Origin of the sequence: Sphingomonas oligoaromativorans (assembly GCF_011762195.1) — a bacterium.
GTDB lineage: Bacteria > Pseudomonadota > Alphaproteobacteria > Sphingomonadales > Sphingomonadaceae > Solisphingomonas > Solisphingomonas oligoaromativorans.
In genome coordinates this window covers 49,867-68,073 of the sequence record NZ_JAASQK010000006.1, presented here as the reverse complement: position 1 = coordinate 68,073, position 18,207 = coordinate 49,867, and the positions used below count along the sequence as shown (strand labels likewise).

Below are 18,207 nucleotides of genomic sequence, written 5' to 3'. Positions count from 1 at the left end.
CTCAGTCCATCTTCAGCACGACGCGGAAACGCGCCTTGCCGCTCATCATGCGATCGTAGGCGGCCTGCGCCTCGGCGAAGGGATAGATCTCGTTCATCGAGCCGATGGCGTGCAGCTCGCTGAAGCGCAGCGTGTCCTCCGAATCCGCCGACGTGCCCGAATACCAGCCCTTCACGCCCGCGCTCTTCATCAGAAGCTCGATCGGGTTGATGCTGATCGGGCCGGTCGCGCCGATCAGCATCATCGTGCCGCCCGCGCCCAGCCCGCCGACGATCGCCTGCATCGCGTCGGCATTGGTGACGGTGGCGATGATCGCCCTGGCGCCGCCCATCTTCTGGAGGGCCTCTGCGGGATCGTCCGCCGCGCTGTCGATATAGTCGTGCGCGCCGAGCTTCCGGGCCAGCGCCTCCTTGTCGCGCCCGCGATTGACCGCGACCGTGCGGAAGCCGAGCCGCGCCGCGAACTGGATGCCAAGGTGGCCGAGGCCGCCGATGCCCTGCACCGCGACGAGATCGCCCGCCCGCGCGCCCGAATTGCGGATCGCGTTGAAGGTGGTGATGCCCGCGCACAGCAAGGGCGCGGACTCGACCGAATCGAGCGAGGCCGGCACGCGCGCCAGCGCCGAGGCGTCCGCGATCATGTGCGTCGCATAGCCGCCGTCGCGCGACACGCCGGTGGCGCCATGGACATTCTCGCAGGCGAAGGCCTCGGCCCGCCGGCAATGGCCGCAATAGCCGCACGAGCCCGGAAACCAGCCCACGCCGACACGCTCTCCGGCGCTCCAGCCATCCACGTCGGCGCCGACGGCCTCGATCGTGCCCACCACCTCATGGCCGGGCACGCGCGGATATTCGATGCCGGGGAACAGGCCCTGCACCGTCACCGAATCGCTGTGGCAGACGCCGCAGGCATGGACCCTGATCCGAACTTCATGGCGGCCCGGCTCGGGAACGGCGCGTTCCACCAGCTCCAGGGAAGCTCCGGGTTGCGGAACGATCATCGCGCGCATCGTCGACATAATGGCATCTCCAGCGAAGGGGCCGGGTGGCTATAGCGCGATTATCCGCCAGCAGCAGCGTCGATTCCGGGCAGCTACGCCGTCCCCGACCGGGGGTACGGAAAAAATAAATCGCATACGATTGTTTTGGGGGTTGACGCCGCGCGGCGGCCAAGCCTAATAACTCGCATCCGATCTGATCGGACACGATTTAACAGGAGTGACGGACATGACTGACACGATCCTCTACACCGGCCGCACCCACACCACCGGCGGCCGCGACGGCAGCGCGCAGAGCAGCGACGGCCGGCTGGACATCCGCCTGTCGCCTCCGGGCAGCGCGGGTCAGGGCACCAATCCCGAGCAGCTCTTCGCCGCCGGCTGGTCCGCCTGCTTCATCGGCGCGATGGGTCTGGCCGCGCAGGCGGCGGGCGTGAAGCTCCCGGCCGATACCGCGGTGGATGCCGAGGTCGATCTCGCCAAGGGCGACAGCGGCTATTTCCTTCAGGCCCGCCTCAAGGTGAGCCTGCCGGGCCTCGATGCCGCGACGGCGCGCGTCATCGCCGATCAGGCGCACCAGACCTGCCCTTATTCCAAGATGACGCGCGGCAACATCGCCGTGGAGATCACCCTGAACTGACATCCTCTCCCCGTGCGGGCCGCCCCCTCCGGCCCGCACACCCCCTCCATTCCCCGGAGAAACCCGATGCCGGCTCACCCCCTCAAGGATATCCGCTTCCATGCCGTCTCGCTGGTCGTCGCCGCCGTCGCGGGTGTCGCGACCTACGGCACGATCGCGGTGATGCTGCCCGCCTCCGCCATGTTCCTCGGCTGGGTGGCCTATAATCTCGCCGGCGCCTCGACGCGGGACAATCTCGCCGATCTCGGCTGCTTCCTGCTGGGCCTCGCCTTCGGGATCGGAACCGCGATCGCGATCAGGCTGCTGACGCCGACGCTGGGCGACGCCGCCACGCCGCTGGCCGTCTCGGGCGTCGTCATCCTCGTGCTGAGCCTGCGGACGCTGGCTCCGCTCAACAATCCGATCGCCTATTTTCTCGGGCTGACAAGCTTCTTCTATTCGGGTCTCGCGCCCGTCGCCTCGACGTACGCCATTCTGGCATGTTCCGCCGCTATCGGTGCGGCCTCCTGCGCCGCAGCCACGCTGCTTCAGGCGGCCGTCCAGCCGCGGGCGGAACCCGAAGCGCAGGCCTGAACGGGGAGATCATCCATGACACGCAACATGACGCTCCGCACGCTGGGGCTCGCCACGCTCCTCCTCCTGCCGGCGACGGGCGCAGTCTGCGCCCAGACGGCGGGCGAGATCCTCGGCCCGGCCGGCGTCGTCCCCCTCGCCGAGCCGCAGCCGCCGGCGCGCCTCATCGTCGGTCCGCCGCTCCCCGGCCCGCTCGCCGAAGGCCGTGTGTTCATCCAGTACCGCGCCGAAAATCTGCGGATCGAGCCCGTGTTCGGCCCCAAGGCGCTCGACGTCAGCCCGCGCATCGGCCACATCCACGTCGCGGTCGACGGGGCGCCATGGCATTGGGCGGATGCCTGCGGCGAACCGCTGATCCTCGTGGGCCTGCCCGCAGGCCCGCACAGCGTGGAGGTGATCCTTGCCAATGCCAACCACCAGCCGCTCGATCGCAAGACCATCCGCTTCGTCGTGCCGCAGACAGACGCCCAGCCGCACGCCGCCCACTAAGACCCTCGCAGGAGATATCGACATGACGACCCTTCCTTCGGATCAGCCGGCCGATCCGAGCCGTCGCAATTTCTTCGGGCTGGCCGCGATGGGCGTCGCGGCGCTCCAGATCGGCGGGGTGGAGGGCACGGCCCGCGCCGCCGTCCCCGCCACGCCGACCGGGAACGCTTTCCCCCCGCTCCGCCAGATCGATGCCGGCCCGCTCAACGTCGGCTATGTCGACATGGGGCCGGCGAACGGCGCGCCGGTGATCCTCTTCCACGGCTGGCCCTATGACATCTACGCCTTCGTGGATGTGGCGCCGCTGCTGGTGAAGGCGGGGCATCGGGTCATCATCCCCTATCTGCGCGGCTCGGGGAGCACCGTCTTCCGTTCGGCGGACACGGTGCGCAACGCGCAGCAGGCGGCGCTCGCGCTCGATGCGATCGCGCTGATGGACGCGCTCAAGATCCCCAAGGCGCTGCTCGCCGGCTTCGACTGGGGCGCGCGGACCGCCGACATCGTCGCGGCGCTGTGGCCGGAGCGGTGCGCAGGGCTCGTCTCGGTGAGCGGCTACCTGATCGGCAGCCAGCACGCCAATGCCGCGCCGCTGCCGCCCAAGGCGGAGCTGGCCTGGTGGTATCAGTTCTACTTCGCGACCGAGCGGGGCAAGCTCGGCTATGAGCAGAACCGCCACGATTTCAACAAGCTGATCTGGCAGCTCGCCTCCCCGCAATGGCATTTCGACGATGCCACCTACGAGCGCACCGCCCGGTCCTTCGCCAACCCGGATCATGCCGCGATCGTGATCCACAATTATCGCTGGCGGCTCGGGCTGGCCGAGGGCGAGGCGAAATATGACGCCTATGAGCAGAAGCTCGCCACCGCGCCCGCCATCGTGGTGCCGACCATCACCATGGAGGGCGACGCCAACGGCGCGCCGCATCCCCAGCCGGCCGCCTATCGCGCCCGCTTCACCGGCCGCTACGAGCATCGCCTGATCCGCGGCGGCATCGGCCACAACCTGCCGCAGGAGGCGCCCGCCGCCTTCGCCGACGCGGTGCTGGCGCTGGCCCGCCCGGCCTGACTTGCCTCAAGGGGGCGGCGGGCCTAACCTGCCGCCCTCGTTACCCGGAGTGCCCGACAATGGATCTTACCCTGACCGCAACGCCCATCCGCCTTGCCGCCAGGAAAGCCTCGATCCATGCCCGCCATCTCCGTTTCGCATCTCGCCTGGTCCACGCCTGACGGCCGGGCCGTCCTCGACGATCTGACGCTCGATTTCGGCCGCGAACGCGCCGGTCTCGTCGGCCGCAACGGCGTCGGCAAATCGACGCTGCTGCGCCTGCTGACGCGCGAGCTGGAGCCCTCCCGAGGGTCCGTCCGCATGCAGGGCACGGTCGGCACGCTGCGCCAGATCGTCCAGCTCTCGCCGCGGGAAACGCTGGCCGACCTGCTCGGCATCGCCGATGGCCTCGCCCTCCTCCACCGCGCCGAGGCGGGCGTCGCCACCCTCGACGAGCTGGCCGAGGCGGACTGGACGCTTGAAGCGCGCGCCGAAGAGGCGCTGGCGCAGGTGGGCCTCGACCTGCCGCTGGACGCCCCGCTCGTCCGCCTGTCGGGCGGGCAGCGGACGCGGGCGGCGCTGGCGGGCGCGATCTTCGCCGCGCCCGATTTCCTGCTGCTCGACGAGCCGACCAACAATCTCGACCGCGACGGACGGCAGGCGGTGCGCGATCTCCTCCACGGCTGGCGTGCCGGGGCGATCGTCGTCAGCCATGACCGCGAACTGCTCGACGCCATGGACGCCATCGTCGAACTGACCACGCTCGGCGCCCAGCGCTATGGCGGGAACTGGAGCCAGTATCGCGCGCGCAAGGCGATCGAGCTGGCGGCGGCCGAGCAGGATCTCGCCTCCGCCGAGCGGCGCGTCGCCGAGGTGGAACGCAAGGCGCAGGTCGCGACCGAACGGCAGCAGCGCCGCGACGCCGCCGGCAGCCGCAGCGCCGCGAAGGGCGGGATGCCGCGCATTCTTCTGGGCGCGCGCAAGGAGAAGGCGGAGAATAGCGGCGGCGGTGGCGCCCGTCTCGCAGACCGGCTGCGCGCCGACGCCTCGCAAGCCTTCGAACAGGCCAGGGAGAGGATCGAGCGGATCGAGCCCCTCTCGGTGCAGCTCGCCCCCACCGGGCTGGCCCCCAGCCGTGAGGTGCTGGCGCTGGCCCATGTGACGGCGGGCTATGATCCGGCCGAGCCGGTCCTGCGCGATGTGTCGCTGAAGATCGCCGGGCCGGAGCGGGTCGCCATCGTCGGCGCCAACGGATCGGGGAAATCGACGCTGTTGCGCGTCGTCACGGGCGATCTCGCGCCTTTCTCGGGCCGGGTGGTCGTCCATGTCCCGGCCGCACTCTTCGACCAGCGGGTAAGCCTGCTCGATCCGGCCGGGACGATCGCGGAGAATTACGCCCGCCTCAATCCGGGGGTCGACGAGAATGGCTGCCGGGCAGCCCTCGCCCGCTTTGGGTTCCGTGCCGAGGCCGGCGACCGGCGCTGCGACACGCTGAGCGGCGGCCAGATGCTGCGCGCCGGCCTCGCCTGCGTGCTGGGCAGCCCCGCGCCGCCGCCCCTCCTCATCCTCGACGAGCCGACCAACCATCTCGACATCGAGTCCGTGACGGCGGTGGAGGCGGGGCTCCGGGCCTATGACGGCGCGCTGCTGGTGGTGAGCCACGACACGGCGTTCCTGGAGAATATCGGCGTGACGCGCCGGCTCCCGCTCGACGGGGCCTAGCCGGCCGCCTCGAAGCGGATCGTCCGGCGCGCCATGTCGACGCCGTCGAGCTTCACCCGGATCATGTCGCCGGGATGCAGCCCATCCGTCGCCACCCGCGCCACGACTGGGCGATCGCAAAGCTGGATGCGCGCGCCGCGATCGTCGACGTCGGTGACGGTGGCGGAGAAGGCCTCGCCCTCATGATCGGCGAGCAGCACCGCCTCGGCGAGATCGATGACGGCGCGCTCGATCTGGCCGGAGCGGGCGTCGGCGCGGGCCATCACGGGAGGAATCCGCTCGAACGCCGCGCTCACAGCATCGGGCACGGGCCGGCCGTTGGCGACCGCCAGCGCGGCGCGGATCACATAACGGTCGGCCAGCCTGCGGAGCGGCGCGGTCGCCTGCGCATAGGTCGCCGCCATCGCCGCGTGCCACGGCGTCACGCCATCGCGATAGGGCGCGTAGGAGGCGCCGTTCCCCGCGCGGCGGATCGCCAACATGAACGCGGCCTGCTTCGGATCGTTGGCGCTCAGAGTCTGCGAGAACTGGTCGAGCGGCTGCCCGGCCGGCCAGTCGAGCCCGAACGCCCCGGCGGTATGGCGCAGCCGCGCGATCGCGCCGGGATTCGGGCCGGCCATGACGCGGAACAGGCCGGTGCGGTGCGCCTGAAGCGCATCGGCCACCGCGAGGTTGGTGGCGAGCGACAGCGCCGCGTTGCGATCCTCGGAGACGCAGCGGGGCCGGAAGGCCAGCCGCAGCCTGCCGTCGTCGTCGCGCGCCACCTCCTGCTCCGGCGGATCGACGCGGGCCGCGCCGCGCGCCGTCTCGGCGGCGTCGATGCGGCGGGCCAGTTCCTCGAAATCGGGCGGCAGATCCTCGGGCCGCACCGTCTCATAAGCGAGCTTGGCGGCCGAGCGGATCACCGCACGCTCCGCCCCCTCCAGCACCGACTTGCCGTCACCGCCGACGCGCACCGTGAAGATCACCGCCGCCCTGTCCCCATTGGGCAACAGGCTGGCGGCCTGCTCGCCCAGGATCGGCGGATGCAGCCCCGCCTTGCCGTCGGGCAGATAGAGCGTCTCGCCACGCGCCCACGTCTCGGCATCGATCGCATCGCCGTCGGTGACGAACCACGCGACGTCCGCGATGGCATAATGGAGCAGGATGTCGCCCCCCGCCCGCTCGATCGCGAAAGCCTGGTCGAGATCGGTCGAGGACGCCGGGTCGAGCGTCACGAAACGCATCGCGGTGCGGTCGACATGCTCGGTGAAGGGCCTGCGCGCGGCCGCCTCGGCGGCGGCGAGCACGGCGGGCGGGAAGCCGGCCGGCACCTGAAATTCGGCTCGGAGCGCGGCCAGTCCGTCCGCCAGCGCGCGATCGGGATCGACGATTGTTTTCATGCTCCCATCTGATGCCGCCTGCGCCGGGCAATGGGAAGAGCGGCTTGCCTGCCCGGCGATCGTCGCTAAAGCTCTGCCGCGTATCTCCGGGGGGAAATGGAGATCGATCTTGCGCCGCAGACAATTTCTCGCCTCGCTCCCGGCCGCCGCGATGGCCGCCCCGCTCCTCGCCGAGACCCGGCCGGCCGACCTGCCGAAGTTCGAGCCCGCCGGCGCCGAGCGCTTCATCCGCCCCGACGTCCATGCCGGTGATCGGCCGGTCGGCGCCAGCTTCGCCTCGCGCAGCGCGGTCTACGGCACGCATGGCGCGGCGGGCTCGGCCCAGCCGCTGGCGACGCTCGCCGCGATCGATATCCTCAGGAAGGGCGGCTCGGCGGTGGATGCCGCCATCGCCATGAACGCCTGCCTCGGCGTGCTGGAGCCGACATCGTCGGGGATCGGCGGCGACTGCTTCGCCATGCTGTGGGATCCGAAGGCGAAGAAGGTGATGGGGCTTGCGGGCTCCGGCGGCTCGCCGCGCGGGCTGAGCCTCGAGACCGCCCGCTCGCGTGCGAAGAACGGGGCGCTGCCGGCCCTCGGCGCGATCTCGGTGTCCGTGCCGGGTGCGCTCGATGCGTGGTGGATGCTCCATCAGCGCTACGGCAAGCTCAAATGGGCCGAGCTGTTCGAGCCCGCCATCGGCTATGCCAGCGAAGGCGCGCCGGTGCCCGAGATCATCGCTTATTATATCCGCCGCAACCTCAAGATATTCCTCCGTCCCGGCTCGGGCGTCGAGGAGACGGAGAATGCGATCCGCACCTACGGCCTCGGCCATGGCGGGCCGGAGACGGGGCAGATCTTCCGCAACCCCGATCTGGCCCACACCTACAGGCTGATCGCGCAGGGCGGCCGCGACGTCTTCTACAAGGGCGAGATCGCGAGGACGATCGATGCCTATTTCAAGCGGATCGGCGGCTGGCTGCGCTATGAGGACTTGGCCGCGCATCATGGCGAATGGGTCGAGCCGCACCAGACCGACTATCGCGGCACCACCGTCCACGCGCTCGGCGCCAACACGCAGGGCATCGCCACGCTTCAGATGCTCAACATGCTGGAGCATTTCGACATGCGCGGCGCGGGCTTCCAGTCGCCGCTGTCGATCCATTTGCAGGTCGAGGCCAAGCGCCTCGCTTATGAGGACCGCGCCCGCTACTACGCCGATCCGCACTTCTCGAAGGTGCCGGTCGAGTGGCTGATCTCCAAGGAATATGCCGCCGAGCGCGCCAAGCTGATCCGGCCGGACCGCATCCTCACCCCCGTCTATCCGGGGCAGGCGCCGAGCCATGGCGACACCACCTATTTCTCCTGCGCCGACAAGGACGGGATGATGGTGTCGATGATCCAGTCCAACTTCCGCGGCATGGGATCGGGGCTGGTGGCGGACGGATTGGGCTTCATGTTCCAGGATCGCGGCCAGCTCTTCAGCCTGAAGGACGGGCACCCCAACATCTACCAGCCCGGCAAGCGCCCGTTCCAGACGATCATCCCCGGCTTCGCCACCGTGAAGGGCGCGCCATGGCTCGCCTTCGGCGTGATGGGCGGCGACATGCAGCCGCAGGGCCAGACCCAGATCATCGTCAACCGCACCGATTATGGCCTCGACGTGCAGGCGGCGGGCGACAGCCCGCGCTGGCACCATGAGGGCTCTTCGGAGTCGATGGGCGAGGATAGTCCGGGAATGCCCGCCAACGGCCTGCTCCGCCTCGAAAGCGGCGTGCCGGAGGCGACCAGGGCGGCGCTCGCCAATATGGGCTGGAAGCTTGGGGAATCGGATGGTGGCTTCGGCCGCTACGAATGCGTCGAGTTCAAGCCCGATCAAGGCCAGCTCGTCTACGCCGCCGCGTCCGAGATGCGGGCGGACGGCTGCGCGCTCGCTTATTGAGGCGGGCCGAACTGGATCGGGGAGCGCAGGTGCGGCCGGTAGAAGATATGGTTATGAACCTGCGCGATCTTGTCGAGCGAGCCCTTCCAATAGGGCACGATCCAGTTGGCATGATAATGGGTCGCGGTGCTGACGGGCGCGAAGACATAGCCGCCGAGCGCGCGCTTCGCCTCCGCCCGCGCCGCGTCCCAGCCCTCATGCTCGGGGCGACGCGCCTGCGATCCGTCGCAGGTGAAGGAGAACTGGCACCCTGTCACCCGTGACGCGCCCTGATAGACCACCCCGCACACCGTCTTGGGATATTGCGGCAAGGCGAGCCGGTTGAGCACCACCTGCATCACCGCCCTGCGGCCCCGCTCGTCGCTGCCGGCCTCGTAGATCGCGGCGGTGGCGAGGCATTGCACCGCCTGCTCGCGCGCCGCCGGGCTTCCCTGGAAACGGAACGGCCGGGCCGCGCGCGGATGATCGTCGGCAAAGGGCGTGGCGGCGTTGACGGCGCGCGCTTCCTCGGCGGTGAGACGATGGGGCGCCGCCGGCGGCGGAGCCGGCCGCCAGTCGCGCGTCGCCAGCCACACTCCCACCACCGCGATGGCGAAGGCGGACAGCACCGCGATCTCGAGGCGCGTCCAGCGATGCGCGCGGGACGCCTTCCTCCCCTTCCGTCTCGCGCGTGTCGCCATGCGGCCCGATTATCGAGGGGATCGGACCCCGCCAAGGCGCATTTCCGTTGCCGCCTCGCCCCGGCGTAGTAACATGCCTACATCAGAGAGGCTTTCGGGGGGCCGGTCGAGGGGCCATGAAGATCGTCAGCAGCCGCGATTTCAATCAGGATGTCAGCCAGGCGAAGCGCGCGGCGCGGATCGAGCCGGTGTTCATCACCGATCGCGGGCGGCCCACCCATGTGCTGATGAGCATCGACGCCTATCGCCAGATGAGCGGCCAGACGGAGAGCATCGTCGATCTGCTCGCCATGCCCGCCCCGGCTGACGCCGCCGATCCGCCGCGCTCGACAGGCGTGTGGAGCCGTCGCGGTGCGGCCGACTGATGTATCTGCTGGACACCCCCGTTCTCGTCGATCTCGGGCGCGCCAAGGCGGGCCGGGCCGATCCCGGCCTGATCGCCTGGGCGGGCAGCGTGTCGCGGCAGACGCTCTTCATCTCCGCGCTCACCCTGCTGGAGCTGGAGAATGGCGCGCGCAAATCGGGCAGGCCGGGCAAGGCCGCGGGCGCCGCGCTCCGCCCGTGGATCGACGAGCAGGTGATGCGCGCGTTCGAGGGCCGCATCCTGCCCGTGGACGCCGCCGTGGTCCGCCGCAGCGGGCAGCTCGGCTATGCCGATGCCCGCGACGGCCTGCTCGCCGCCACCGCGATCGAGCACAAGCTGACACTCGTCACGCACCAGACCACCGCCTTCAAGGCGGGGCGGGTCAAGCTCCTCAACCCGCGCGGCTGGTCCGCCGGGGACGAGGATGATGGCGACGACTGGCGTCAGGCGGCGCGCACCGGGCCGGCATGGCTCAAGAATCTGTTCGTGAGGGCTTAGGGCATGCGCTCGATCCTGATTATCGGCGGCGGCACCGCGGGCTGGCTGACGGCGGCCTATCTCGCCCGCTTCCTCGATCTCGCCGATCATCCGCACCGCCGGATCACGCTGCTGGAATCGCCCGAGATCGGCACGATCGGCGTCGGCGAGGGCGCCTTCCCGACGATGCGGAGCACCTTGCGCTTCCTCGGCATCGACGAGACCCGCTTCATCCGCGAGACCTCCGCCACCTTCAAGCAGGGCGTCTGCTTCACCGACTGGCTGCACGCGCCGCAGGACGGGCAGCGGCATCGCTATTTCCACCCCTTCGAGGCGCCGCTCTACGCCGATGCGCCGGGCCTCGTCCCCCACTGGCTGCGGCAGGACAAGGCGACGCGCCCGCCCTTCGCCGAGGCGATGACCATCCAGAACCGCGTCGCGGAGGCCCGCCGTGCGCCCAAGGGGCCGGACGAGGAGGCCTTCACCGGGCCGCTCAGCTACGCCTATCATTTCGACGCCGGGCAGCTCGGCCGGCTGCTCGCCGAGCGCGCCGTGGAACTCGGCGTCCGGCATGTGCAGGACCGGCTTGAGGATGTCGTTCTCGATGCGGCGGGCCGGATCGATCATGTCGTCAGCCGCGAGCATGGGCCGCTCAGGGCGGATCTCTACATCGACTGCTCGGGTTTCCGCGCTGAACTGATCGGGCGGGCGCTGGGCGTGCCGTTCCGCTCGGCGCGGCCCTATCTGTTCACCGACCGCGCGCTCGCCTGCAAGCTGCCCTATGACCGGCCGGACGCGCCGCTGCCGAGCTTCACCATCGCCGCCGCGCACGAGGCGGGCTGGACGTGGGACATCTCGCTCGCCGGGATGCGCGGCCTCGGCTGCGTCTATTCGAGCGACCATATGGACGATGCCCGCGCCGCCGCGACGCTGCGCGCCTATGCGGGCGATCGCATCGACGAGGTCGAGACGCGGCTGCTGTCGTTCGAGCCCGGCTATCGCGAGCGGCAATGGGTCGGCAATTGCGTCGCCGTCGGGCTTTCGGCGGGCTTTCTGGAACCGCTGGAATCGACCGGCGTGGTGCTGATCGAAGCGGCGGTGGCGATGATCGCCGAGCTGTTCCCCCATCACGGTCCGATCGATGCGCCGGCCAGGCGCTTCAACACGCTGATGACGGCGCGGTTCGACAACATCGTCAGCTTCCTCAAGCTGCATTATTGCCTGAGCCGGCGCGAGGAGCCCTTCTGGCGCGACAATGTCGATCCCGCCTCCATCCCGGACCGGCTGAAGGAACTGCTCGACCAGTGGCGCCACCGGCCGCCCAACCGCTACGACTTCATCCTCGATCTCGAGAGCTTCGCCTTCTTCAACTATCAATACATCCTCTACGGCATGGAGTTCGCGACCGATCTCCCCTCCGAAGCCACGGATCTGGCCGCCATGCGCGCGGCCGAGAAGCTGCTCCTCAAGATCCGGCGCTATGGCGAGCGCGCGGCGGACGACCTGCCCTCCCACCGGCAACTGATCGACCGCATCAACGGACAGCCCGCGTCATGAGCCACAGGCCCCGCGCCGCGCCGGAGAGGGGTGGCAGGATCGGGAGCCAGATGCCCCACGATTGACGGCAAAACCCCCTCCCCGGCGCCCCGGAACCGGATAAGGAAAGGGCGACGTGAGGGGGGCTCATGGCACTGGCATCATTCCGGCGGGCGGCGGCGCTCGCACTCATCCTGCTCGTCTCCACGCCGTCGCTGGCGCAGGAGAAGACGGGCAAGAAGGAGGGCTTCGTCCTGAGGCCCGGCACCGTGCGGATCATGGTCATGCGGCCGACCATCCAGGTCGGCGCGCAGTCGACCGGCGGCCTCTACGAACCCAATGCCGACTGGACGCAGCAGGCCCGCGACAATCTCGCCGGCGCGCTCGCGGAAGCGCAGTCGAAGCTCGGCAACCAGGTGATCGGCTATGCGGAAGGGACGACCGGCGAAGGGCCGCTGGTGACCCAATATGCCCACCTGTTCAGCGCGGTGGCGGATTCCGTGATCGAATATCAGTTCTTCGTCGGCAACCGGCTGGAGACCAAGAAGCGGTCCGGCGCCTTCGAATGGGGCGTCGGCGACGGCATCGCGCGGCTGAAGTCCCTCGAAGGGGCGGACTATGCGCTCTTCATCACCACGCATGACGAATATGGCTCGACCGGCCGCAAGGTGTTGCAGGTGGTCGGCGCGCTCGGCGGGGTGGGCGTCACGTCGGGGGTGCATATCGGCCATGCCGGGCTGATCGATCTGAGGACCGGCGAACTGGTCTGGCTCAACGCGGATCGCCAGATGGGCGGCGATGTGCGGACGCCCGAGGGTGCGGCGAAAAGGGTCCGGGAATTGCTGGCGGGCTTCCCCGGCAAGCCGGTCGATCTCGCCAGCACCGGCACGCCATGAGGCGGGCGCTCTTTCGCCTCGCGCTGCTGGCTGGGGTTTGCGCGGGGAGACCCGCATTCTCCGAACCCATCCCCGTGCTGCCGCCCTATACCGCCGCCTATGAGCCGACGACGGTCGACGAGCGCGGCCTGTGGATGGAGGCCGACGAGCGCGAGCGCCAGCTCCGCGACAGCCCCCTGCGCATCCGCAACGGCGGCATCGAGGCCTATGTCCGCTCCGTGCTGTGCCGGACGGTGGGGCCGGAGCGCTGCGCGGGCGTGCGCGTCTATGTGATGGAGGTGCCCGCCTTCAACGCCTCGATGATGCCCAATGGCGCGATGGAGGTGTGGTCGGGGCTGTTCCTCCGGGTGCATGACGAAGGCGAGCTGGCCGCCGTGATCGGCCATGAGTTCGCGCATTTCGAGCTGCGCCACGGCCTGCGCGGCTTCAAGGCGCGGCGCGGCACGACCGACGTGATGGCCTGGCTCGGCGTGCTGGGCGGGATCAGCAATACGCCGGTCGGCGGCACGCAGATGGCGCTCGTAGGCTCGCTCTACCGCTTCGATCGCGAGCAGGAGGCCGAGGCCGATCTGCTGGGCCTGCGCTATCTCTCCGCCTCGGGCTATCCGGCCGGTTCGGCGCCCGCGCTGTGGCAGTCGGTGATGGCCGAGGAGGATGCCCGCGCGGTCGGCCATGGGCAGCGGCCCGGCCAGAAATATGCCTCCGGCTTCTTCGACACCCACCCGACCAACCTCCACCGCGCCACCATTCTCGCCGGGGAGGCCGCCAAGCTGCCGGCCGGCGGCGATGCGCGGGCCGAGGCCTATCGCCGGGCGATCGCGCCGCTGCTGCCCCGGCTCCTCGCCGCGCAGGTGAAGATCAACGATTTCGGCGGATCGGACTATATCCTCTCCAGCCTCGCCTCGGCGGGTGGCGGATGGAGCGCGGAGCTGCTCTACGCACGGGCGGAACTCTTCCGGCTGCGCGGCCATCCGCGCGATCTCCAGGTCGCGAGCGGCCTCTATCGCGATGCGCGTGCCGCCGGCTATGCCGGGCCGGAGCTGGATCGCAATCTCGGCCTCGCCTTGCTGCGCAACGGACAGACCGACGAGGGCCGCACCGCGCTCTCCGCCTATCTCGCCGCATCGCCCGGCGCGTCGGACGCGCCCGCCATCGCCGCCCTGATCGCCCATTGAGGTGCTTCCGATGAAAGCCGTCGCCGCCCTTGCGCTGCTCAGCCCCGTGCTGCTCGCCAACACGCTGGTCTCGCCCGGCCCGCATGGCGCCATCGCGGGATCGAAGCTGTCGGCCTCCCCGATCACCGAATGGAACAAGCTCCGCCGCAACGACGGCAGCCATACCGAGGTCTGGACGATCGACGGCGACCAGCTCAACAAGGTGACCTTCTACGCGGCGATCGGATCGGGGCGGCCGCTGATGCGCGAGGTCCACAAGCGGCAGACCCCGCTGCCCCATGTCTCGACGACGATGCTCATCACCGACATCCCCGCGCTGCTGGAATCGACCTATCGCAGCCAGTTCGCGGTGGACCATATGCAGATCGGCGCGCAGGAGCCGGCGCTGGTCGCGGGGCACAAGGGCATCCACTTCGCCTACAGCCTCACGCGTGCCGACGACGAGGTGGAGCGCAAGGGCGAGGGCTTCGGCGCGATGATCGGCGGGGAGCTTTACATGGTGACTTACGAGGCGCCGGCGCTCTATTTCTTCGACAAGGACGTGGCGAAGTTCCGGGCGCTGGCCGCGTCGCTCGCGCTCTGACGGCGCCTCTTCACCGGACGCGCGCGGGGCGGTATCGGGGCGGCGGACATCCCCTTGCCGAAAGCCTTTCCATGGCCTCCCCCGCCGATCTCGCCATCCGCCTGCGCCGCGCCGCCTTCAACCGCGCGCTGGCGGAAGGAGACCTCAGCGCGATCGGCCCGCTGCTCGCGCCCAACGTCGTGCTCGTGGCGGGCACGGACAGCGCGCTCCTCTCCGGCCGCAAGGCGCAGTTGCTCGCCTGGAAGCGCGAGTTCGCCGCCGCCGGGCGCACGGTCTACACCCGCACCCCGGAAAGCATCCTCGTCTCCTCCGTCGAGCCGATCGCGCTGGAGCAGGGCCAGTGGCAGGGCGTCGTCGCCGCGACCGGGAAGTCGCTCGCGTCGGGCACCTACAGCGCGAAGTGGCGCGAGATCGGCGGCGAATGGGTGATCGAGGCGGAAATCTACCTCACCCTCGCCTGAAGGCCGCTCAGCACGCCTCCAGCACCATGTTGAACGGCCCCTCGGTGGCCCGCCGCACGCGCGCGAAGCCGGCCTCGCGGATCAGCGCGCCGAGCCGCGCCTCGCCCGCCTGCGCGCCCAGCGCCGCGCCCACCTCCTGATCGAGCGAGGTCGGCACGCAGATCATCGTCGAGGCGTTGTAATAGAGCCGGCCGACCGGGTTCATATTCTGCCCCGGCGTGTCGCCGGCGATGGGCTCGACGATCATCCACGTTCCGTCCTCGGCGAGGATGTCGCGCATATGCGCCGCGCACCCGGCCGGGTCGCCCATGTCGTGCAGGCAGTCGTACATGGTGACGAGATCGAAATCGCCCTCGCCGATCTCCTTCGCCCTGGCGACCTCGAAGCGGACGCGATCGGCGAGGCCATGCGCCTCGGCGTGGCGGCGCGCCTCCTCGATGGAAGGCTCGTGGAAATCATAGCCGGTGAAGCGGCTCTCGGGATAGGCCTCCGCCATCAGCAGCGTCGAGAAGCCGACGCCGCAGCCCACGTCCGCCACCCGCGCGCCGCCGCGCAGCTTCGCCTCGACGCCGGACAGCGCGGGTATCCAGTTCTGGACGATGTTGTTGACATATCCGGGGCGGAAGAAGGCCCCGGTCGCGCAGAACAGGCAGCCGGCATGATCGCCCCAGCGCACGCCCGTGCCGTGGCGAAAGCATTCCTCCACCTTCCCCTCCGCCTCGATCATCGCCGCGACGATATCGAAGGCGCCGGCGAGGAAGACCGGGCTGTCGCGCACCGTGAACACCATCGCCTGCTCGGGCGAGAGGCTGAAGCGGTCGGTGGCGGGATCATAATCGACATAGCCGTTGGCGGCCTGTGCCAGCGCCCATTCGCGGACATAGCGTTCATGCAGTCCGCCCGCCCGCGCGGCGAGCTCTCCGGCCGTCGCGGGCTCGCGTTCGAGCGCGTCGAACAGCCCCAGCCGGAGCCCGATGCGGACGGTCGGGACGCTCATCCCGCCCCCCAGGTCGGTGAGCATCTTGCCAACAAATGCGTGCAGCTTCGTATCGTCCGGTGCGGCGGCCATGGCGCGCCCCTTCGCTGGACTCGGTGGCTCCAGATACGCTGCCGCATCCTATCAAGCGCGGCCCCGATCCGCGAGGGGCAACTCGCGAAGACGGATGGCGAAGGGCCGCATCGCAAGGCTCGTGGACGGGCGCCCATCCCGCGCATTCGTCATTGGCCGGCGCGCGGCAGCATCCTATGGCCGGATCTGTGATGCCGTCCGCGCCACCCCCCGTCCGCCGCCTCGCCGCCGGGATGCGCGCGCTCGTGACGCCGGGGCCGCGGCTGGTGGACGAGGTGGAGTGCATCCTCTCGGTCCTGCTCGCGATCCTGTTCGCGCATCTGATCGGCGCGCGGAACGTGAGCTGGGCGGCCTTCTCCGGCTATATGGTGATGCGCAGCCGGCTGTCGGAGAGCGTCGTCCGCGGGGCGCTGCGCATCGTCGGCACGGGGCTGGGCGCGGGCGTCGCATGGCTGCTGGTGCCGATCGTCGCGCCTTCGACGATCCTGACATCGATCGCGGCTGCCCTGATCGGCGGGACCACGCTCTATGGTGCGCTGACCCACAGGCGCGCTTATGCGTGGCTGTTCGTCGGCCTCACCTTCGAGATGATCCTGCTCGACAGCGTCGAGCATCATGACCGGATGGTCGGCGAATTCGTGGAGACGCGGCTGCTGGAGGTGGTGGCCGGCACCGTCGCTTGCCTGGTCGTCAACCTGATCTCGCAGGTCACGGCGCGGCGGCGCTGGCCGGCGGGGCCGAGCCCGGCACCGCAGATGGCCGGCGGCTGGCACCCCAATGCCGCGCGCCATGCCGGTCAGGCCGCGCTCACCCTGGCGCTGATCCCGTGGCTCTGGGCGTGGCTGCGCATCCCGGAGCTGGCGCAGAGCGCGATCACCGTCATGGCGGTGATGCTGGTCCCCATCTCCAACATGGGCGCCGCGAGCTTCGCGACGGTCAGCCACCGCCTGCTTCAGCGCATGGCGGGCTGCCTCGCCGGGGCGATGCTCGCCGGGACGATGGTGATCGTGGCGCACGGCAGCCCGGCGATGCTGCTCCTCGGCACCGCGATCGGCGTGCTGATCGGCCGCCATATCGAGAATGGGAAGACCGGCCTCGCCTATACCGGCACGCAGTTCACGCTGGCGATCCTCGTCACGCTCGTGCCGGACAGCTATCTCCACACCGCGACGGCCCCCGCCTGGAACCGGCTGACCGGCATCCTGATCGGCATGGCGCTGCTGGAGCCGGTGCTGCTCGCCTGGCACCTGCTCCGCCCCGAACCGCACGCCCGTGCCGGCGTCGGGCAGGGCTCGCTCGACGCCTGACGGCTTGGGGAGGTTCGCTTTTCCCTCCCCTTAAAGGGACATCTCAGGAACCACGCCGATCAGGCACCGCCAATCCCGGCAAGGGCGCGGGAACCCGGCTCAACAGGCGCTTGAGCGCGATTTCCATGCTGCCGAAGCGGCTGAAATGGATGATCCACGCCTTGCGGCTCGCGGCCGTCTCGTTGCGGCCGGCATAATGGAGCGTTCCCGGCGTGTGGATCGTGAACCCGCCGGCGCGCACCGGGCAGGCGACGCGCTGCGCGTCCGGTCCGGGGCTCGCGGCCCATCCGCCGTCCCCGCGCGCCCGGACGAAGGATTCGTGCTTGAGCAGCGGCTGCCGATGGCTGCCCGCCACGAACTCCATGCAGCCGTTGCTCGGCGTGGCATCCTGAAGCGGTATCCAGAAATGCAGCCGCTCCCCCCGCAAGAACCGGGGAAGATGGCGGAAACGGGTGAGCGCGGCATCCTGATGCCAGGGGGTGACCGACATGTTGAAAGGGCTTTTCACGATCGCATGATCGAAGGCGCGCGTAACCGATCCGGTCATGGATTGCGCGAACGCCGTGCATTTGCGGAACAGCGCGGTTCGCTCCAGCTCGGGATTGAGCGAGGCGGCATAGAGGATTTCGGGCTGATCGATCCCCTCGCCCATGGCTGTCGCCATATCGCGCGCGACGATGCGCTGTCCGGGTCGCCGGGCCTGCCGGAGGGCGGAGAACTCGCGAAACAACTGATCCAGCAGCGTTTCCGCCTCGCGCAGATCATCCCGGGAGAAGATATCCTCGACGACGGCGAAACCGTTCCGGGAAAGCGAAGCGGCCGCCTCACGGGGCGACGAGTCACGGCGTGGCGCCATATGGGTTACGCTATCCAACATCATCGCACCGGAA

Annotated in this window: 19 protein-coding genes; 14 read left to right on the top strand and 5 right to left on the bottom strand. The window is 69.7% G+C overall.

The features are described 5' to 3' along the window. Position 1: 1 nt before the first annotated feature. Positions 2–1,018, bottom strand: a complete 1,017-nt coding sequence (locus tag FHS98_RS12990; RefSeq protein ID WP_167105630.1) for an alcohol dehydrogenase — start codon at positions 1,016–1,018, stop codon at positions 2–4. 208 nt (positions 1,019–1,226) lie between these two features. Here FHS98_RS12990 and FHS98_RS12985 point away from each other — a divergent pair, with 208 nt between their 5' ends. The 5 genes from FHS98_RS12985 to FHS98_RS12965 all read left to right on the top strand — a co-directional run bounded on the left by FHS98_RS12985 (position 1,227) and on the right by FHS98_RS12965 (position 5,466). Continuing rightward, complete coding sequence (locus FHS98_RS12985) at positions 1,227–1,637, top strand: organic hydroperoxide resistance protein (RefSeq protein ID WP_167105627.1); 411 nt, start codon at positions 1,227–1,229, stop codon at positions 1,635–1,637. 66 nt (positions 1,638–1,703) lie between these two features. Then, positions 1,704–2,210 carry a DUF1097 domain-containing protein gene (locus FHS98_RS12980; protein ID WP_167105624.1) on the top strand — a complete coding sequence of 169 codons (507 nt, stop codon included), beginning with the start codon at positions 1,704–1,706 and terminating at the stop codon, positions 2,208–2,210. A 15-nt stretch (positions 2,211–2,225) separates the two neighbouring features. After that, the gene (locus tag FHS98_RS12975; RefSeq protein WP_167105621.1) at positions 2,226–2,699 is read left to right on the top strand and encodes a DUF6130 family protein; all 474 of its coding nucleotides are present in this window, start codon (positions 2,226–2,228) and stop codon (positions 2,697–2,699) included. 22 nt (positions 2,700–2,721) lie between these two features. Further along, positions 2,722–3,765, top strand: coding sequence for an alpha/beta fold hydrolase (locus FHS98_RS12970; protein WP_167105618.1), 1,044 nt, complete (start codon positions 2,722–2,724; stop codon positions 3,763–3,765). A gap of 117 nt (positions 3,766–3,882) precedes the next feature. Next, positions 3,883–5,466 carry an ABC-F family ATP-binding cassette domain-containing protein gene (locus FHS98_RS12965; RefSeq protein ID WP_167105615.1) on the top strand — a complete coding sequence of 528 codons (1,584 nt, stop codon included), beginning with the start codon at positions 3,883–3,885 and terminating at the stop codon, positions 5,464–5,466. Here the strand turns inward: FHS98_RS12965 and FHS98_RS12960 are convergent. Next, positions 5,463–6,848 (bottom strand): RNB domain-containing ribonuclease, encoded by a 1,386-nt coding sequence (locus tag FHS98_RS12960; protein ID WP_167105612.1) that lies wholly within the window; start codon positions 6,846–6,848, stop codon positions 5,463–5,465. The two genes, FHS98_RS12965 and FHS98_RS12960, sit on opposite strands and share 4 nt — an antisense overlap. 109 nt (positions 6,849–6,957) lie before the next feature. On the opposite strand from FHS98_RS12960, the gene FHS98_RS12955 reads away from it, so the two are divergent. Beyond that, on the top strand, positions 6,958–8,769 hold the full coding sequence (locus FHS98_RS12955) for a gamma-glutamyltransferase family protein (RefSeq protein WP_167105609.1): 1,812 nt from the start codon (positions 6,958–6,960) through the stop codon (positions 8,767–8,769). On the opposite strand, the gene FHS98_RS12950 is transcribed toward FHS98_RS12955, so the two are convergent. After that, complete coding sequence (locus FHS98_RS12950) at positions 8,763–9,449, bottom strand: cell wall hydrolase (protein ID WP_167105606.1); 687 nt, start codon at positions 9,447–9,449, stop codon at positions 8,763–8,765. The two genes, FHS98_RS12955 and FHS98_RS12950, sit on opposite strands and share 7 nt — an antisense overlap. A 116-nt stretch (positions 9,450–9,565) precedes the next feature. Between FHS98_RS12950 and FHS98_RS12945 the strand changes: the two genes are divergently transcribed. From FHS98_RS12945 to FHS98_RS12915, 7 genes are all read left to right on the top strand, one after another. Beyond that, complete coding sequence (locus FHS98_RS12945; RefSeq protein ID WP_167105603.1) at positions 9,566–9,814, top strand: type II toxin-antitoxin system Phd/YefM family antitoxin; 249 nt, start codon at positions 9,566–9,568, stop codon at positions 9,812–9,814. Next, positions 9,814–10,311: a PIN domain-containing protein gene (locus FHS98_RS12940; RefSeq protein ID WP_167105601.1), complete on the top strand. Its 498-nt coding sequence runs from the start codon at positions 9,814–9,816 to the stop codon at positions 10,309–10,311. The genes FHS98_RS12945 and FHS98_RS12940 overlap by 1 nt, the downstream gene beginning before the upstream one ends. Before the next feature lie 3 nt (positions 10,312–10,314). After that, positions 10,315–11,847 carry a tryptophan halogenase family protein gene (locus tag FHS98_RS12935; protein WP_167105598.1) on the top strand — a complete coding sequence of 511 codons (1,533 nt, stop codon included), beginning with the start codon at positions 10,315–10,317 and terminating at the stop codon, positions 11,845–11,847. A gap of 128 nt (positions 11,848–11,975) precedes the next feature. Then, complete coding sequence (locus tag FHS98_RS12930) at positions 11,976–12,722, top strand: hypothetical protein (RefSeq protein WP_167105595.1); 747 nt, start codon at positions 11,976–11,978, stop codon at positions 12,720–12,722. 74 nt (positions 12,723–12,796) lie between these two features. Beyond that, the gene (locus FHS98_RS12925; protein WP_341786064.1) at positions 12,797–13,897 is read left to right on the top strand and encodes a M48 family metallopeptidase; all 1,101 of its coding nucleotides are present in this window, start codon (positions 12,797–12,799) and stop codon (positions 13,895–13,897) included. 10 nt (positions 13,898–13,907) lie between these two features. Then, the gene (locus FHS98_RS12920; protein ID WP_167105589.1) at positions 13,908–14,480 is read left to right on the top strand and encodes a hypothetical protein; all 573 of its coding nucleotides are present in this window, start codon (positions 13,908–13,910) and stop codon (positions 14,478–14,480) included. A gap of 71 nt (positions 14,481–14,551) precedes the next feature. Next, a complete protein-coding gene (locus tag FHS98_RS12915; RefSeq protein ID WP_167105586.1) occupies positions 14,552–14,941 on the top strand; it encodes a nuclear transport factor 2 family protein in 390 nt (129 codons plus the stop codon). A 7-nt stretch (positions 14,942–14,948) separates the two neighbouring features. Here the strand turns inward: FHS98_RS12915 and FHS98_RS12910 are convergent, their stop codons facing one another. After that, positions 14,949–16,010 (bottom strand): class I SAM-dependent methyltransferase, encoded by a 1,062-nt coding sequence (locus FHS98_RS12910; protein WP_167105583.1) that lies wholly within the window; start codon positions 16,008–16,010, stop codon positions 14,949–14,951. A 176-nt stretch (positions 16,011–16,186) separates the two neighbouring features. Between FHS98_RS12910 and FHS98_RS12905 the strand changes: the two genes are divergently transcribed. Further along, positions 16,187–17,317: an FUSC family protein gene (locus tag FHS98_RS12905; RefSeq protein WP_208402258.1), complete on the top strand. Its 1,131-nt coding sequence runs from the start codon at positions 16,187–16,189 to the stop codon at positions 17,315–17,317. A gap of 43 nt (positions 17,318–17,360) precedes the next feature. On the opposite strand, the gene FHS98_RS12900 is transcribed toward FHS98_RS12905, so the two are convergent. Beyond that, on the bottom strand, positions 17,361–18,173 hold the full coding sequence (locus FHS98_RS12900) for a phytanoyl-CoA dioxygenase family protein (protein WP_167105580.1): 813 nt from the start codon (positions 18,171–18,173) through the stop codon (positions 17,361–17,363). Positions 18,174–18,207: the final 34 nt, after the last annotated feature.

Coding starts and splice junctions, on each gene's coding strand:
- FHS98_RS12970 (WP_167105618.1), top strand. CDS start 2,722: ATGACGACCCTTCCTTCGGATCAGCCGGCCGATCCGAGCCGTCGCAAT.
- FHS98_RS12950 (WP_167105606.1), bottom strand. CDS start 9,449: ATGGCGACACGCGCGAGACGGAAGGGGAGGAAGGCGTCCCGCGCGCAT.
- FHS98_RS12900 (WP_167105580.1), bottom strand. CDS start 18,173: ATGGCGCCACGCCGTGACTCGTCGCCCCGTGAGGCGGCCGCTTCGCTT.
- FHS98_RS12940 (WP_167105601.1), top strand. CDS start 9,814: ATGTATCTGCTGGACACCCCCGTTCTCGTCGATCTCGGGCGCGCCAAG.
- FHS98_RS12945 (WP_167105603.1), top strand. CDS start 9,566: ATGAAGATCGTCAGCAGCCGCGATTTCAATCAGGATGTCAGCCAGGCG.
- FHS98_RS12910 (WP_167105583.1), bottom strand. CDS start 16,010: ATGGCCGCCGCACCGGACGATACGAAGCTGCACGCATTTGTTGGCAAG.
- FHS98_RS12960 (WP_167105612.1), bottom strand. CDS start 6,848: ATGAAAACAATCGTCGATCCCGATCGCGCGCTGGCGGACGGACTGGCC.
- FHS98_RS12985 (WP_167105627.1), top strand. CDS start 1,227: ATGACTGACACGATCCTCTACACCGGCCGCACCCACACCACCGGCGGC.
- FHS98_RS12930 (WP_167105595.1), top strand. CDS start 11,976: ATGGCACTGGCATCATTCCGGCGGGCGGCGGCGCTCGCACTCATCCTG.
- FHS98_RS12965 (WP_167105615.1), top strand. CDS start 3,883: ATGCCCGCCATCTCCGTTTCGCATCTCGCCTGGTCCACGCCTGACGGC.
- FHS98_RS12990 (WP_167105630.1), bottom strand. CDS start 1,018: ATGTCGACGATGCGCGCGATGATCGTTCCGCAACCCGGAGCTTCCCTG.
- FHS98_RS12915 (WP_167105586.1), top strand. CDS start 14,552: ATGGCCTCCCCCGCCGATCTCGCCATCCGCCTGCGCCGCGCCGCCTTC.
- FHS98_RS12920 (WP_167105589.1), top strand. CDS start 13,908: ATGAAAGCCGTCGCCGCCCTTGCGCTGCTCAGCCCCGTGCTGCTCGCC.
- FHS98_RS12975 (WP_167105621.1), top strand. CDS start 2,226: ATGACACGCAACATGACGCTCCGCACGCTGGGGCTCGCCACGCTCCTC.
- FHS98_RS12905 (WP_208402258.1), top strand. CDS start 16,187: ATGGCCGGATCTGTGATGCCGTCCGCGCCACCCCCCGTCCGCCGCCTC.
- FHS98_RS12935 (WP_167105598.1), top strand. CDS start 10,315: ATGCGCTCGATCCTGATTATCGGCGGCGGCACCGCGGGCTGGCTGACG.
- FHS98_RS12980 (WP_167105624.1), top strand. CDS start 1,704: ATGCCGGCTCACCCCCTCAAGGATATCCGCTTCCATGCCGTCTCGCTG.